Origin of the sequence: Pseudomonas sp. FeS53a (assembly GCF_000931385.1) — a bacterium.
Lineage (GTDB): Bacteria > Pseudomonadota > Gammaproteobacteria > Pseudomonadales > Pseudomonadaceae > Metapseudomonas > Metapseudomonas otitidis.
Genome location: NZ_JYFT01000075.1, coordinates 125505 through 141295 on the forward strand (window position 1 = coordinate 125505; position 15791 = coordinate 141295).

The window sequence follows — 15791 nt, forward strand, 5'->3', positions numbered from 1 at the left end:
AATCAGCAGTCCAGTTGGGCGAGGGCAAGGGGCTGCAGTTTACGGGTGAGCGGGCCCACCGACCAGACATGCTCGCCGCAGGCGCGCACCGGCCAGATGCCATAGAGGCTGTTGCAGGTAAAGACCTCGTCAGCGACCGCCAACTCGTCGAACGCGATGTCGCGGACCTGGACGTTGATTCCCTCGGCTGCGGCCAGATCCAGCAATGCCGCGCGCATGACACCCTGCACACCACAGCGCTGCAGGTCCGGCGTCAGTAACTGACCGTCATGCACGAGGAAAAGGTTGCTGAACACGCCCTCGATCAGCCGGCCCGAATGGTCTCGTACCAGCCCTTCCGCATAGCGGGAGTCACTCCACTCGGCACGCGCGAGAACCTGCTCAAGCCGGTTCAAATGCTTGAGGCCAGCCAGCAGGGGTTGCTCGGCCAGGCGCGTGGTGCAGGGGAAAAGCTCGATGCCCTCTTCGGCGCATACCGATGGGTAGGCAGGCAATGGACTGGCCATCAGCAGGCGACGGGCCGGGCCGCTGGAGGGTGCATAGCCGCGCAGGCCATCACCCCGGGTGACGATGAGCTTTGCAACGCCCTCCCCCAATTCGGCGGAGAATGCCAGGAGCTCGTTACGGACGGTCTCCAGATCCAGAGACAGGAAGAGCCGACGCGCGCCTTCAGCCAAGCGCGCCAGATGACGTTCCAACAGGCTTGGAACGCCCCGGCGAACGGCGATGGTCTCGAACAGGCCATCACCGTAGGCCAGGCCGCGATCCCTCATGGGAAGGGAAGCGGCCGGCCGGCCATCGATCCAGTCGTCCATCAGCCCTCGAAGCGACGGAACACCAGGGAACCGTTGGTGCCGCCAAAACCGAAGGAGTTGGACAGGACGACGTCGATGGGCATGGAGCGCGCCTGGTGAGGCACGAAATCCAGGTCGCAGCCTTCGTCCGGCTCCTCCAGGTTGATGGTCGGCGGAGCCACCTGGTCGCGGATCGCCAGCACGCTGAAGATCGCCTCAACGGCCCCGGCAGCGCCCAGGAGGTGGCCGGTCATCGACTTGGTCGAGCTCACCGCAACGCGGTAGGCGTGATCGCCGAAGACGCTCTTCACGGCAGCGGCTTCCGCCAGGTCACCGGCCGGCGTCGAGGTGCCATGGGCATTGATGTACTGCACCTGGTCCGCATTCAGACCAGCATCACGCAGGGCGTTGCGCATGCAGCGCGCGGCACCGGCGCCGTCATCCGGCGGAGAGGTCATGTGGAAGGCATCGCCACTCATGCCGAAGCCGACCAGCTCGGCATAGATGGTGGCGCCACGGGCACGGGCGTGCTCCAGCTCTTCGAGCACCAGCGCACCGGCGCCATCCGACAGCACGAAGCCATCGCGCCCTTTGTCCCACGGGCGGCTCGCGCGAGTCGGCTCGTCGTTGCGGGTAGACAGTGCACGGGCCGCACCGAAGCCGCCGAGACCAAGGCCGCAGGCCGCCATCTCGGAGCCACCGGCGATCATCACGTCCGCCTCACCGTAGGCGATGTTACGCGCCGCCATGCCGATGCAATGGGTGCCGGTGGTACACGCCGTAGCGATGGCGTAGTTCGGCCCCTGGATGCCCAGGTGGATCGACAGGAAGCCGGACACCATGTTGATGATCGAACCCGGGACGAAGAACGGCGAGATGCGCCGCGGCCCCTGCTCGATCAGCGAACGGCAGTTGTTCTCGATGTTGGTCAGGCCACCGATGCCCGACCCCATGGCCACGCCGATGCGCTCGCGGTTGGCATCGGTCACTTCCAGGCCAGCGTCACGCACGGCCTGGAAACTCGCGGCCAGGCCGTACTGGATGAACAGGTCGAGCTTTCGTGCTTCCTTGGCCGACAGGTACTGCTCGACATCGAAGCCCTTGACCGAGCCGCCGAAACGGGTGGCATAGGCCGACAGATCCATATGCTCGATGAGGCCGATGCCACTGCGGCCAGCCAGAATGCCTTGCCAGCTATCGGCGACGGTGTTGCCCAAGGGCGACAGCATGCCAAGGCCGGTGATCACGACGCGTCTACGCGACACAGCGCTCTCCTTTTACATGTTGCTGATCGGCGGCAAAAACCGCTTAAAGAAAAGCCGCACGACCTTCAGGGTCGTGCGGCTTTTCCAGGTCGGGGAACCGACGATTACTTATTGCGCGTGAGCGTTGATGTAATCGATGGCTTCCTGAACGGTGGTGATCTTCTCGGCTTGCTCGTCCGGAATCTCGGTCTCGAATTCCTCTTCCAGAGCCATCACCAGCTCAACGGTGTCAAGGGAGTCGGCGCCCAGGTCTTCAACGAAGGAAGCGCTGTTGGTGACTTCGTCTTCTTTGACGCCCAGTTGCTCGGCGACGATCTTCTTGACGCGTTCTTCGATGGTGCTCATACCTTGTTTTCACTCCTATGGAAAAATCCGTGCAGCTTGGGCTGCAGTGTATAGAAAGGGTTTTCTGCTTTTCAAGCAGGACTCCGAACCCCTTCAGGCCCCGTCAGGAGCCGTCCAGAACCCAATTGCACTCGAGTACCGGATTTTAGACAGCTCGTATGACAGTTTCCTGAGGGGATTCGTCACATTCAGCTCATATACATCCCACCGTTCACCGGAATGGTAGCCCCTGTGACGTAGGAAGCACCATCGGAAGCGAGGAATCCGACCACCTTCGCAATCTCCTCGGCCTGACCAAGGCGAGCCAGCGGAATCTGGGTCAACAGGGCCTCGCGCTGTGCATCGGGCAGTTCGCGAGTCATGTCGGTATCGATGAAACCAGGGGCAACGGAGTTGACGGTGATGGCGCGAGAGCCCACTTCACGGGCCAGCGCCCGACCGAAGCCCTCGAGACCAGCCTTGGCAGCAGCGTAGTTGGCCTGGCCGGCGTTGCCCATCGCACCGACCACGGAGCCGATGTTGATGATGCGGCCCCAGCGCGCCTTGGTCATGCCCCTCAGAACTGCCTTGCTCAAGCGGAACAGGCTGTTCAGGTTGGTATTGATGACGTCGAACCATTCGTCGTCTTTCATGCGCAGCATCAGGTTGTCGCGGGTGATGCCGGCATTGTTCACCAGGATCAGCGGCTGCCCCAGATGCTGCTGGATGTGCTCCAGCGTGCTGGCGACGGACTCATCGCTGCTGACATCCAGAACCAGGCCGGCCCCTTCAATGCCGTGCTCCTTCAGGTATTCGGCAATGCGCTCGGCGCCGCCCGGCGTGGTGGCGGTGCCGATGACGACGGCACCTTGGCGGCCCAGTTCCAGGGCGATGGCCTGGCCGATACCACGGCTCGCGCCGGTAACCAGTGCGACCTTACCTTGCAGACTCATGGTCTTCTCCTTGATCAGGCCAGCGCAGCGCGAGCGGCTGCGAAGGCGTCGGGGGTATCCAGGTTATGGGTGGCGATGCCCTTGACGCAGCGCTTGTTCAGACCACTCAGGACCTTGCCGGGGCCGCACTCGACGAGATCGGTAACACCCTGCTCGGACAGGCGCACCATCGACTCGACCCAGCGGACCGGGCTGTAGAGCTGAGCCAGGAGGTCGGCCTTGAGCACATCAAGGTCGGTCACCACCGAGGCGCTGACGTTCTGCACCAGCGCGATCTCGGGCGCCCTCCAGTCCAGCGCCTGGACAAACTCGGCGAAACGCTCTGCAGCAGGCTTCATCAGGGCACAGTGGGACGGCACGCTCACCGGCAGCGGCATCGCACGCTTGGCACCGCGCGCCTTGCAGGCTTCGATGGCACGCTCGACAGCTGCAGCCGAACCGGCAATCACCACCTGGCCCGGCGCGTTGAAATTCACCGCACTGACCACGTCACCCTTTGCAGCCTCGGCACAGGCTGCCAGCACATCGGCATCCTCGAGACCCAGGATGGCCGCCATGCCGCCCTGTCCAGCCGGGACGGCCTGCTGCATCAACTGCCCACGGCGCTCGACGAGCTTCACGGCGTCAGCGAACTGCAGGCTGCCTGCGGCTACCAGAGCGGAGTATTCGCCCAGGCTGTGACCAGCTACATAGGCGGGACGTGCGCCGCCTTCCTGCAGCCACAGGCGCCACAAGGCGATGGATGCGGTCAGGATCGCCGGCTGGGTCTTGTCGGTCTGGTTGAGGCTTTCCTCGGGACCTTGCTGGGTCAGGGCCCACAGGTCGTAACCGAGTGCTTCGGAGGCTTCGCCGAAGGTCTCTGCGACCAGGCGGCTCGAAGCGCCATGCTCAGCCAGCATGCCAAGGGACTGAGAGCCCTGGCCGGGGAAAACGAATGCGAGGGATGCGGACATTGGAACGGTTCCCGTGTTTGCCTTGTTCGATTCGCACACCTGGCGGCGCCAGGCGCAACGGACTGACAGTTGGATGACAACCCTCGGCCAGCGGTCACATCCTAGAGCAACAGATCCTCGAGCCGCCCATGGAGTCGCTGCGGCAGATTCTCCCGCACCTCGATGACGGCACGACGAATCGCACTCTGGAAACCATCCGCGCCAGCGGAGCCGTGGCTCTTCACCACGATCCCCTGCAGCCCGAGAAAGCTCGCGCCATTGTGGCGGGACGGAGCCAGGTCGCCCTTGAGACGACTCAACAGCGGCAGCGCCAGCGCACCAACAAGACGGGAGCCAAGATTCTCGGTGAACAGGGACTCGATGCGCGCGGCAATCATCGCCACCAGCCCCTCGCTGGACTTGAGCAGGATGTTGCCGACGAAGCCATCGCAGACCACCACATCCGCCTCACCGCGATACAGCGCATCGCCCTCGATGTAGCCGATGTAGTTCAACCCATTGGCCTGCTGAAGCAGGCTGGCCGCGAGCTTGACCTGCTGGTTGCCCTTGATGTCCTCCGTGCCGACGTTCAGCAACGCCACACGAGGGCTGCGCAACCCGAGCGCCTCAGCCGCAACGCTGCCCATCACCGCAAACTGATAGAGATGCTCGGCACTGCAATCCACGTTGGCGCCCAGGTCCAGCAGGTGGCAATGGCCGCGCGCCGTGGGGATCGCAGTCACCATGGCGGGCCGATCGATTCCCGGCAGGGTCTTGAGCACGTAGCGGGAAAGCGCCATCAACGCACCGGTATTGCCGGCGCTCACGCAGGCATGGGCACGCCCGGCACGGACGAGGTCCAGAGCGACACGCATGGAGGAGTCGGGCTTGCTGCGCAGCGCCTGCGAGGGTCGCTCGTCCATCGCCACCACTTCGGCAGCATGCTCGACGGACAGGCGTCGACGATCGACTCCGCTTTCGCGGGCGATGAGCTCTTCAAGGACGGGGGCTTGGCCGACAAGGACCAGATGCAAGGAGGGGAACTCAGCCAGGCAGGCAATGCTGGCCGGAACAATGCAACGGGGACCGAAGTCCCCGCCCATTGCGTCAATCGCTATAACAGAGACGGACAAGGATTACTCGTTCGAGCCCTTGTCGATCACTTTGCGACCACGGTAGAAGCCGTCCGGGGAGACGTGGTGGCGCAGGTGAACTTCACCGGTGCTCTTCTCGATGGACAGGGCATTGGCCTCGAGGGCGTCGTGGGAGCGACGCATGTCACGGGCAGAGCGGGATTTTTTGTTCTGCTGAACAGCCATAATCAATTAACTCCTAAACGTTTGGGTCACGCTTTAACTGCGCCAGTACGCTGAACGGGTTGGACCGCGGAACCTCGTCCTCGCTCGGTTCGGGCTCATCAAGCCCCGCCGGCTGCTGGCATTCCTCAGGGTCATGGGCCGGAACAATGGGCAAGGCCAGCAGAAGCTCGTCCTCGACCAGAGTCAGAAGATCCAGCGGATCCTCACCCACTTCCAGCACGTCATAGCCCTTGGGCAGTGACTGGCTGTCCGCACCCTCCTTCACCACGGCGTACGTACACTCGCTGTGGATCGGCAGCGCGACCAGCTCCAGGCAACGCTGACATACCATCTTGACCTCGACGTCGAGTTCGCTGTGGATCACCACAGTGCGCTGCTCGTCGCGCTCGAACGAAAGCCTCACGGTAACGCGACCTGCGTCATCGGAGAGGGGATCGCACAAACGCTCGAGACTGGCGAGAGGCAGCTCACCCTGGAGGGTGGCGCTGCGATCAGCCATCTTGCGCGGATCGACGTGAGTTGGAATCGGCCCATTCAACATAGGCGCGGTATTCTAGGGATGCCCCCCTGCCCTGTCAAAACAAATTCCGACCTGTCCGCCGCACGGCACGCCCGATAGAATCGCGGCATTTTTTCGCGGAGTCGATCATGACCAATCTGGTGCTCGCATCCAGCTCACCCTACCGGCGCGCCCTGCTGGAGCGCCTGGGCCTTCCCTTCACCTGGAGCGCGCCCGCCATTGATGAAACACGCCACCCGGGAGAAGGCGCCGAGCAACTGGTGCGCCGCCTCGCCGAACAGAAAGCCCGTGCCCTGGCGCACATCCATGACCAGCACCTGATCATCGGCTCCGACCAGGTTGCCGTGCTCGGCCAGCAGGTCCTGGGCAAGCCCGGCGACTTCACCCGCGCCAAGCAGCAACTCATGGCCGCAAGCGGCGCCAGCGTAAGCTTCCTGACGGGCCTCGCCCTGCTCAATACGCGAACCGGCAGCTGCCAGGTGGATTGCATCCCCTTCACCGTGCACTTCCGCAAACTGGACGAAGCCACCATCGAGCGATACCTGCAGGCAGAGCAGCCCTACGACTGCGCCGGCAGCTTCAAAGCGGAAGGGCTCGGCGTCGCGCTGTTCCGCACCACAGAGGGCGAGGACGCCACCAGCCTGGTTGGCCTGCCACTGATCCGCCTGGTGGACATGCTGCTCGCCGAAGGCCGGCAGGTCCCCTGAGACGAAAAAGCCCGGCACAAGCCGGGCTTTTCTGGCAACTACCTGCGAGGTTCAGCGCAGCGAAGGCCCCTGGAACCCCATCCACATCGCCAACTGCTCAGCCATGCTCGCACCCAGGCGCTTGGCAAAGCGATCAAACGGCGTGTCCTGCTTCGTGTAGTCGACGATTTCCTTGGCACCGATGACCTCGCGCGCCACGTAGCTGGTGCTACCGAGCTTATCCACCAGACCCAGCTCAAGAGCCTGCTCACCGGACCAGACCAAGCCACTAAAGAGCTCGGGATGCCCGTCGACCTTCAGCCGATCACCTCGCCCCCTCTTCACGCTCTCGATGAACTGGCGATGAGTGGTATCCAGCACACCCTGCCAGAAGCGAGTCTCGTCGTCCTTCTGAGGCTGGAACGGATCAAGGAACGCCTTGTGCTCGCCCGAGGTATAGACACGACGCTCGACACCCAGCTTACCCATCAGGTCGACGAAGCCGAAGCTGGCCGCCGTGACACCAATGGACCCCACCAGGCTTGCCTTGTCCGCGTAGATCTCGTCCGCTGCACTGGCAATGTAGTAGGCACCAGATGCCCCAAGATCAGTGATCACCGCATAGACCTTGGTATCGGGGTGCTCACCCCGCAGCCGCCGGATCTCGTCATAGATGTAGCCCGACTGGACGGGACTGCCGCCCGGGCTGTTGATGCGCAGCACAACCCCCTTAGTCTTCGGATCCTCGAAGGCCGCCCTGAGACTGCTCACGATGTTGTCGGCACTCGCAGCCTCGTTATCCGCAATCATGCCGCGAACCTCGACCAGTGCCGTATGGGCCTCACCACGCGCCGCCGTCTTCTGCAGATCGAACAACGGCGAAAACATCAGCAGCGCGCCGAACAGATAAAGGAAGGTCAGGAGCTTGAAGAAAATACCCCAGCGCCGAGCTCGCCGCTGTTCCTGAACGCCCGCCAGAACAGCCTTTTCAAGCAGCCTCCAACTCTTGTCATCACCACCAGCGGGTGCCGATGCGTTCCATTCATCAGACATGCAATTCCACCTTGTTCACCGGGTTGTTCGCGCCACCAGCCAACCAATGGCGCAGCTCATCAAAATGCTCGATTGCCAGCGTCGGCGACTCCAGCCGCAGGACATCCAGCGACTGCGCGCCATAACCAACCGCCACGCAGTCCATTGCCGCATTGCGCGCCATGCGCAGATCAAAGGGCGAGTCCCCCACCATCAGCGACGCACCGGCATTGACGCCGCAATGCGCCATGATCTGGCGCAGCATCAAGGGATCAGGCTTGCTCGCCGTTTCGTCAGCGCAGCGAGTGATATCGAAGTAGCACTCCCAACCACGCCCCGCCAGGACACGATCAAGCCCGCGCCGCGTCTTGCCCGTGGCCACCGCCAGGCGATAGCCAGCCTCGCGAAACGACTCCAGCGCATCTTCCACGCCCGCAAAGAGCGGCGACGGGGCCGCCTCCAGATGACTGTAGTGCGACGCATAGACCTCACGGTAGCGAGCAATCCGCTGCGGATCGGCCAGATCCGGGTAAAGCACTGCAATCGCCTCGGGCAAGCCGAGGCCGATGATGCTCTTGAGCGCCGAATCGTCCAATTGCGGCAGACCGCAAGCCTCCGCCGCCACTCGAAGGGACTCGACGATGCGCGAAATGGAGTCCACCAGGGTGCCATCCCAGTCGAAGATCAGCAGCTGATAGTCAGGCACCCAACCGCTCCAGGGTCTGCGACCACATTTCATCCACTGGCGCCTCAAGACTCAGGGGCGTGCCATCGGGCAAAACCAGGGAGAGCGCATAGGCATGCAGGAACAGGCGTTTGCCGCCCAACTCGCGGATTTCCCCAGAAAAATCCTCATCGCCGTACTTGGGATCACCCGCAATGGCATGGCCGGCATGCCGGGTATGGACCCGGATCTGATGGGTACGACCGGTAATCGGGCTCGCCTCGATCAAAGTGGCGAACTCACCAAAACGCCGCAGCACGCGGAACTCGGTCAGAGCATCCTTACCCTCGTCATCCACCTCCACCATCCGCTCGCCGGAGCGCAGGGTGTTCTTCAGAAGCGGTGCACTGACCTTTTTCTTCGACGTCGGCCAACTCCCCCGAACCAGGGCGAGGTAGCGCTTGTCCACACCATCACCGCGCAGTGCTTCGTGGAGGTGACGCAACATGCTGCGCTTCTTGGCGATCATCAGCAGGCCCGAGGTATCCCGGTCCAGGCGATGAACCAGCTCGAGCTCCCGCGCATCGGGCCGCAGTTGGCGAAACGCCTCGATCACCCCATAACTGAGGCCGCTGCCACCATGCACGGCAATACCGGCCGGCTTGTTGAGGACAATCAGCCCTTTGTCTTCATAAACGATGGCGGCTTCGAGACGCTCCAGCAGCCCCTGGGCAACCGGTACCTGCTCATCCCGCTCGGCGAGACGCAGCGGCGGCACCCGCACCACATCGCCAGCCTGCAGCTTGTACTCGGGCTTGATGCGCCCCTTGTTCACCCGCACTTCGCCCTTGCGCAAGATGCGGTAGATCAAGGTCTTGGGGACGCCTTTCAGCTGGGTCCGGAGGAAATTATCAATACGCTGACCGGCATATTCCGGCGCAACTTCGAGCATTTGCACGCCGGAAGTCGGAGAGGAGGGAGTCGTCATGGCGGCGATCATAACAATTTTTTATGGATTTGAAGCACTTAATGATTGCTGCTATAGTCGCGAACGCCGCCAAAAGCGGCCGTGCCCCGGATGCTCGCCAAAACTGCCATCCCAGCCACGTGCAACCCATTCAGGACGTCAGGCCGTCCGTCAGAATTTTCGCTCCAGAACAGCGATCATTCGGAGAAAAAAGCCTTGAGCCATGACGCGTGACCACCCTAGGGCGGTCGCGGTAAATGCAACCCGCTACGGATTCTGCGAGCGGCACCCGATTTTCAAGGGACAAGTGTAGGGTGGAGATGCACAACCGTCGGACTGCGTAGCAGCGCTTCAACCAAGACGTTTTATTCCGTCCGCTGCCGATGGCTGATTCCTCCTCCTGATAAACGTTGCTTCTGTTACGACAACAGCAGCGGGAGACGTCGTCGCGACCCCGGCCAGATGGCCTGATGTCGCTGGACACGGGAGCATTAACCCGCTCCTGACACGCACCTGACACCGACCGCGAGAGTCGTGTGTGCCGGTCGCCGTTTCCGGTAGCCCCGGAAACCGACGGTACTACATGAAAAGAATGCTGATTAACGCAACTCAGCCCGAAGAGTTGCGTGTTGCCCTGGTCGACGGCCAACGCCTGTATGACCTGGACATCGAGTCGGGCGCCCGCGAACAGAAAAAGGCCAACATCTATAAAGGCCGCATCACCCGCATCGAACCCAGCCTCGAAGCCGCATTCGTCGACTTCGGTGCCGAACGTCACGGCTTCCTGCCGCTGAAAGAAATCTCCCGCGAATACTTCAAGAAGTCTCCCGAGGGCCGCGTCAACATCAAGGACGTGCTCAACGAAGGCCAGGAAGTCATCGTCCAGGTCGAGAAGGAGGAGCGCGGCAACAAGGGCGCAGCCCTCACCACCTTCATCAGCCTCGCCGGCCGCTACCTGGTGCTGATGCCGAACAATCCCCGCGCCGGCGGCATCTCCCGTCGCATCGAAGGCGAAGAGCGCAACGAACTGCGCGAAGCCCTGAACGGCCTGAACGCACCGGCCGACATGGGCCTGATCGTGCGCACCGCCGGCCTCGGCCGCTCCAGCGAGGAGCTGCAATGGGACCTCGACTACCTGCTGCAACTCTGGAGCGCCATCAAGGAAGCCTCCGGTGAGCGTGGCGCCCCCTTCCTGATCTACCAGGAAAGCAACGTCATCATCCGCGCGATCCGCGACTACCTGCGCCAGGACATCGGCGAAGTGCTGATCGACAGCGTCGAAGCCCAGGAAGAAGCCCTCAGCTTCATCCGCCAGGTGATGCCGCAGTACCAGAACAAGATCAAGCTCTACCAGGACAGCGTTCCGCTGTTCAATCGCTTCCAGATCGAGAGCCAGATCGAAACCGCCTTCCAGCGCGAAGTGAAACTGCCCTCCGGCGGCTCCATCGTCATCGACCCGACCGAAGCCCTGGTGTCCATCGACATCAACTCGGCGCGTGCGACCAAAGGCGGTGACATCGAAGAAACCGCCCTGCAGACCAACCTGGAAGCGGCCGAGGAAATCGCCCGCCAGCTGCGCCTGCGCGACATCGGCGGCCTGATCGTCATCGACTTCATCGACATGACCCCGGCCAAGAACCAGCGCGCCGTGGAAGAAAAGGTCCGCGAAGCCCTGGAAGCCGACCGCGCCCGCGTACAGGTCGGCCGCATCTCCCGCTTCGGCCTGCTGGAAATGTCCCGCCAGCGCCTGCGTCCGTCCCTGGGCGAGACCAGCGGCATCGTCTGCCCCCGTTGCAACGGCCAGGGCATCATCCGTGACGTCGAATCCCTGTCCCTGGCCATCCTCCGCCTGATCGAGGAAGAGGCCCTCAAGGACCGCACCGCCGAAGTCCGCGCCCAGGTCCCGATCCCGGTCGCCGCCTTCCTGCTCAACGAGAAGCGCAACAGCATCACCAAGATCGAGCTGCGCACCCGCGCACGCATCGTGATCCTGCCGAACGACCACCTGGAAACCCCGCACTTCGAAGTCCAGCGCCTGCGCGACGACAACCCGGAAGTCCTCACTGGCCTGTCCAGCTACGAGATGACCCCCACCGAAGTCGAGGAACACCACCCGGCCGCTTCCACCCGCACCCTGGTTCGCCAGGAAGCCGCCGTGAAGACCGTCGCCCCCGAGCGTCCGGCTCCCGCCCCGACCGCACCGGCCCCGATGGCACCGCCCACCGCCGCCGTTGCAGCCGCCGAACCGAGCCTGTTCAAGGGCCTGGTGAAGTCGCTGGTCAGCCTGTTCGCCGGCAAGGACGAGCCGAGCCCCGCGCCCGAGAAGGCCGCCGCCAGCGAGCGCCCCGCCCGTACCGGTGAGGAGCGTCGTAACGGTCGTCAGCAGAACCGCCGCCGCGAAGGCCGTGAAGGCCGTCGTGACGACGAGCGCAAGCCTCGCGAAGAGCGCCAGCCGCGTGAAGAACGTCAGGCTCGCGAAGACCGTCAACCGCGTGAAGAGCGCCAGCCCCGCGAAGGCCGTGAGCCGCGCGAAGAGCGCCAACCTCGTGCAGAGCGCGCCCCGCGCGAAGAGCGCCAGCCCCGTGAGGAGCGTCAGCCTCGCGAAGAGCGCCAACCGCGTGAAGAACGCCAGGCCCGTGAGGAACGCCAACCCCGCGAAGAGCGTCAGCCCCGTGAGGAGCGCCAGCCCCGCGAAGCCCGTGAGCCGCGTGAAGGCCAGGAGAACCGCCGCGAGCGTGGTGAGCGTCCGCCCCGTGAAGAGCGCCAACCGCGCCCCGAGCAGGCTGCCGCCGCCCCGAGCGAAGAAGAACTGCTGAACGACAGCGAAGAGCTGCTGGACGACGGCCAGGAAGGCGCGGACGGCGAACGCCCCCGTCGTCGCTCCCGTGGCCAGCGCCGCCGTAGCAACCGCCGCGAGCGTCAGCGTGAAGTGAATGGCGACGAGTCGCTGGACGGTAATGAAGAAGCCGAAGGCGATGCCGAGCAGGCCAACGAGCCCTCCGAGGCCGCCGTGGTTGCAGCGGTCGCCGCCGGCTCCGTGATCGCCGTCGAAGCCGCCAGCCAAGCAGCAGAGGCTGCCGAGGTCGAGCCGCAAGCGAACGCCGTCAGCGAAACCACCGAGCAGCAGGCCAGCCTGGAGCTGATCCAGCCGCAAGACGCGCCGCAAGCGAACGAACCGGCCACTGCCGTGACCGAGCAGAGCGAAAGCGCCGAAGTGGCCAGCGAGCCTCAGGCCCAGCCGGCTGAAGTCGCCGAAGCTGCCGAACCGGCTGCTGCCGTCGAGCCCCAGGCCGAAGCCGCCGAGCCTCAGCCGGAACCCGTGGCAGAGGTCGTCGCCGAGCCCGCTCCGAGCGTCGAAGCTGCCCCCGCTGCCAGCGTGAGCAGCACCGGCCGCGCGCCCAACGATCCTCGCGAGGTTCGTCGTCGCCAGCAGGAGGCCGAGCGCCTGGCTCGTGAAGCCGCTGCTGCCGCTGCCGCCGCCCCGGTCGAAGCCGAGGCTGCACCTGCGGTGGTCGAGGAGCCGGTCGTGGCCGAAGCCCCTGCCGAGGCACAAGCTCAGCCGACCGAAGAGGCCGCACCGGCCGCCGAAGCTGAGGCCGCCCAGGCCGAGGCCCAGGCAGTAGAAGCCGCAACCGTCGAAGCCGAGCAACCTGCTGCAGAACAGCAGGCCAGCGAGGAAGAGAAGGACAAGCCGACCGTCTGAGGCCTGCTTGCTCCATGAAAAAGGGACGCCAATGGCGTCCCTTTTTTCATGCCTCGTTCACAGCACCGAGCCGTCTCAGGCTGGGCAGCTCGTTAACCGCCCTCCCCCTTCGCCGCTGCGAGCAGGTTCAGGCCGGCTCCAGCAGTACCTGCCTCACCGCTTCCGGCTGCGCCACCCCAGGCTCCAACAAGGCCTCCATGCGCTCACGAGTCAGTTCCATGAGCATCCCGAGACGTGCCACGTCGTACTGGCTGGCATCGATCGGCTCACCCACATGCACGGAAACCGGCAGCCCCAGGTTGAAACGCCAGGAGCGCGCCGGCAGCACCCGATGAATGCCACGAATGGCCACCGGCACGATCACCGCATCGGTATCAAGAGCCAGGTGGAAGCAGCCCTTCTTGAATGGCTGCAACCGACCATCCGGGGAACGCGTCCCCTCCGGCGCGGCCCACAGCACAATGCCGCTTTCCATCATGGCGCGCGCCTTGGCCAGGTCCTCCAGCGCCTGCCGCCGGTTGTGCCGGTCAATGAACGGGAACTCCGCCGCCTTCATCGCCGCGCCCAGGAAAGGCACGCGGGAGAGTTCCTGCTTGGCCAGCATGCGGATGGAGCCCGGCAGCGCCACGAAAGAGGCCGGGATGTCGTAGTGGCTGGAGTGATTGCAGAGGATCAGGTAACGCCGGCCATCATTGAAATCCGGCCACTGCCCATGGACCGACAGGCGAACCCGCACCAGGCGCAGCAGCCCGCGTGACCAGGCCCGCGTGAAACCGTCCACACGCTGGCGGTCCAGGCGCCGCCAGAGCGCCAGCCACAGGACAAGGCAGCAGAAATACAGGGTCCAGAGCACCGAACCGACCACCACGCCGACGCGGCGTGCCAGGGTGGCGCTCTGGGCGAATGAATGCAGGTTTGGCATCGTGGCCCTCCCATCTCGTGTTCATCCGCGCGACGCAACGCGCGATCGTTCCTTATGATGCGCATCGTCATCGATTCGACACAGGAGACCGTCATGCCCCTCGCGCAACTGATCCGCCCTGATGAACTGGCGCCTCGACTGGGAGAGCCCGGCCTGGTGATCCTCGATTGCCGCTTCGCACTGGATGATCCGTCCTACGGCCAGCGCAGCCATGCCGAAGGGCATATCCCGGGCGCCCATTTCGCCGACCTCGAGCGTGACCTCTCCGCCCCCGTGCAACCGGGCATCACCGGACGCCACCCGCTGCCGGAGCCGGATCGACTGGTCGCAGCCCTGCGCCGCTGGGGCGTGGATAACGCCAGCACCATCGTGCTGTATGACGATGGCCCCGGCGCCTTCGCCGCCCGCGCCTGGTGGCTGCTCGCCTGGCTGGGCAAGCGCGATGGCGTCTACCTGCTCGACGGCGGCCTGAAGACCTGGCGCGAAGCCGGCCTGCCCCTGGATGCGGAGCAGCCCACCGAACGCACCGGCAGTTTCACCGGCACCCCCGACTTCAGCCTGGTGCTGGATGCCCGTCAGCTCCAGGCTCGCCTCGACTCCCACGCACTCACCCTGCTGGACGCCCGCGCCCTGCCGCGCTTCAAGGGCGAGGTGGAGCCCATCGACCCCGTCGCCGGGCACATCCCCGGAGCCCAGTGCGCCGCCTTTACCGACAACCTCGGCGCCGACGGCCGCTTCCTGCCCGCCCAGGCCCTGCGCCAGCGCTTCCAGGCCTTCCTCGCCGACCGCCCAGCAGACAGCCTCGTGGCCTACTGCGGCTCCGGCGTCACCGCCTGCCACAACCTGTTCGCCCTGAGCCTTGCCGGCTACCCGCTCGCACCGCTCTACGCAGGCTCCTGGAGCGAATGGATAACCGACCCCAGTCGTCCCGTGGCCACCGGCCTGTGATCCCGGCCGCCCGTCATACCGGGCGGCCTACTCCGCAGGCTGTTAATGACTGCCTGGCATATGGCGCCCGGCGCAAGACGCCAAACAGTTTAAAAACAGGCCTTTACAGCACCTTTATCCCACTACACTTCAAATCGAGCGGCTAACCCCGCTCCCGGCGGGGTCCTTTCCCAGAACGAGAAGCTGCCACACGCCCCCCGACCCCGCCGGCACCTTCCGCGAGGGCATCATGGGCATAGCCGCACACGATCTCTGCCAACACGTCATCCGCCCCACCCTGGCCTACCTGCAACGCCCCTCCCCCACGGCCGAAGTGCTCCTGCTCGGCGCCGCCGCGTGCCAGTCCGATCTTGGCACGGCCCTGGGGGATCGCGCCGGCTACGGCCTCTACCACATCAGCGAAGCGCACCATCGCCAACTCTGGGACCAGCACCTGGCCCGCGATCCGGACCTGGCCAGCCTGGTGCGGGGCCTGGCCAGCCAGCACGCCTTCCTGGGCGCTCCCCACCTGGAGCTTGCGGTGAACCTGCGCTACGCCACCGCCATCGCCTGGCTGCTGGTGGAAAGCGAAGTCCTCGTGATGCCCTCGGCGGATGACTGGCCAGGCATGGCGGATGTCTGGCGGCGCGTATTCAACCCGCAGGGAAATCCCAGCGATTACCTCGCTGCCTGGAATCGCTGCGTAGGACTTCCTCAACAGGCTGCCTAAGATAAATCGATCACTGACCAATCAGTCAGGAACGAGCGTCCAAGGCTTTTTGC

At 64.4% G+C, this 15791-nt stretch carries 16 protein-coding genes; 4 read left to right on the plus strand and 12 right to left on the minus strand.

The genetic code is table 11. The features are described from left to right. Positions 1-2 precede the first annotated feature (2 nt). The 8 genes from pabC to SZ55_RS23325 all read right to left on the minus strand — a co-directional run bounded on the left by pabC (position 3) and on the right by SZ55_RS23325 (position 6128). Positions 3-815 (minus strand): aminodeoxychorismate lyase, encoded by an 813-nt coding sequence (gene pabC, locus SZ55_RS23290; protein WP_044412399.1) that lies wholly within the window; start codon positions 813-815, stop codon positions 3-5. After that, positions 815-2059: a beta-ketoacyl-ACP synthase II gene (fabF, locus tag SZ55_RS23295; RefSeq protein WP_044412403.1), complete on the minus strand. Its 1245-nt coding sequence runs from the start codon at positions 2057-2059 to the stop codon at positions 815-817. Before fabF ends, pabC begins: the two co-directional genes overlap by 1 nt. A 108-nt stretch (positions 2060-2167) precedes the next feature. Then, positions 2168-2404 carry an acyl carrier protein gene (acpP, locus tag SZ55_RS23300; RefSeq protein WP_016493661.1) on the minus strand — a complete coding sequence of 79 codons (237 nt, stop codon included), beginning with the start codon at positions 2402-2404 and terminating at the stop codon, positions 2168-2170. 188 nt (positions 2405-2592) lie between these two features. Beyond that, complete coding sequence (gene fabG / locus SZ55_RS23305; protein ID WP_044412409.1) at positions 2593-3336, minus strand: 3-oxoacyl-ACP reductase FabG; 744 nt, start codon at positions 3334-3336, stop codon at positions 2593-2595. A 14-nt stretch (positions 3337-3350) separates the two neighbouring features. After that, positions 3351-4289 (minus strand): ACP S-malonyltransferase, encoded by a 939-nt coding sequence (gene fabD, locus SZ55_RS23310; protein ID WP_044412412.1) that lies wholly within the window; start codon positions 4287-4289, stop codon positions 3351-3353. 101 nt (positions 4290-4390) lie between these two features. After that, a complete protein-coding gene (gene plsX / locus SZ55_RS23315) occupies positions 4391-5401 on the minus strand; it encodes a phosphate acyltransferase PlsX (protein ID WP_074970096.1) in 1011 nt (336 codons plus the stop codon). Between the two features lie 3 nt (positions 5402-5404). Further along, complete coding sequence (gene rpmF, locus SZ55_RS23320) at positions 5405-5587, minus strand: 50S ribosomal protein L32 (RefSeq protein ID WP_044412415.1); 183 nt, start codon at positions 5585-5587, stop codon at positions 5405-5407. Between the two features lie 13 nt (positions 5588-5600). Next, positions 5601-6128 (minus strand): YceD family protein, encoded by a 528-nt coding sequence (locus SZ55_RS23325; RefSeq protein WP_044412418.1) that lies wholly within the window; start codon positions 6126-6128, stop codon positions 5601-5603. A gap of 107 nt (positions 6129-6235) precedes the next feature. Here SZ55_RS23325 and SZ55_RS23330 point away from each other — a divergent pair, with 107 nt between their 5' ends. Beyond that, entirely contained in the window at positions 6236-6814 is a 579-nt protein-coding gene (locus SZ55_RS23330; protein WP_044412421.1) for a Maf family protein, read from the plus strand. A gap of 51 nt (positions 6815-6865) precedes the next feature. On the opposite strand, the gene sppA is transcribed toward SZ55_RS23330, so the two are convergent. Genes sppA through rluC form a run of 3 tightly spaced genes read right to left on the minus strand, consistent with a single transcriptional unit; the run spans position 6866 to position 9477 of the window. Beyond that, positions 6866-7846, minus strand: coding sequence for a signal peptide peptidase SppA (gene sppA / locus SZ55_RS23335; RefSeq protein WP_044412424.1), 981 nt, complete (start codon positions 7844-7846; stop codon positions 6866-6868). Next, positions 7839-8531: an HAD-IA family hydrolase gene (locus tag SZ55_RS23340; RefSeq protein ID WP_044412427.1), complete on the minus strand. Its 693-nt coding sequence runs from the start codon at positions 8529-8531 to the stop codon at positions 7839-7841. The genes sppA and SZ55_RS23340 overlap by 8 nt, the downstream gene beginning before the upstream one ends. Beyond that, positions 8524-9477, minus strand: a complete 954-nt coding sequence (gene rluC / locus SZ55_RS23345) for a 23S rRNA pseudouridine(955/2504/2580) synthase RluC (RefSeq protein WP_044412627.1) — start codon at positions 9475-9477, stop codon at positions 8524-8526. Before rluC ends, SZ55_RS23340 begins: the two co-directional genes overlap by 8 nt. 562 nt (positions 9478-10039) lie before the next feature. Between rluC and rne the strand changes: the two genes are divergently transcribed. Then, positions 10040-13159 carry a ribonuclease E gene (rne, locus tag SZ55_RS23350; protein WP_082078322.1) on the plus strand — a complete coding sequence of 1040 codons (3120 nt, stop codon included), beginning with the start codon at positions 10040-10042 and terminating at the stop codon, positions 13157-13159. 127 nt (positions 13160-13286) lie between these two features. Here the strand turns inward: rne and SZ55_RS23355 are convergent, their stop codons facing one another. Then, entirely contained in the window at positions 13287-14081 is a 795-nt protein-coding gene (locus SZ55_RS23355) for a lysophospholipid acyltransferase family protein (RefSeq protein WP_044412433.1), read from the minus strand. Positions 14082-14174: 93 nt separating this feature from the next. Here SZ55_RS23355 and SZ55_RS23360 point away from each other — a divergent pair, with 93 nt between their 5' ends. After that, on the plus strand, positions 14175-15029 hold the full coding sequence (locus SZ55_RS23360; protein WP_044412436.1) for a sulfurtransferase: 855 nt from the start codon (positions 14175-14177) through the stop codon (positions 15027-15029). Between the two features lie 229 nt (positions 15030-15258). Then, entirely contained in the window at positions 15259-15738 is a 480-nt protein-coding gene (locus tag SZ55_RS23365; RefSeq protein WP_044412439.1) for a hypothetical protein, read from the plus strand. The last annotated feature ends 53 nt before the right edge of the window (positions 15739-15791 follow it).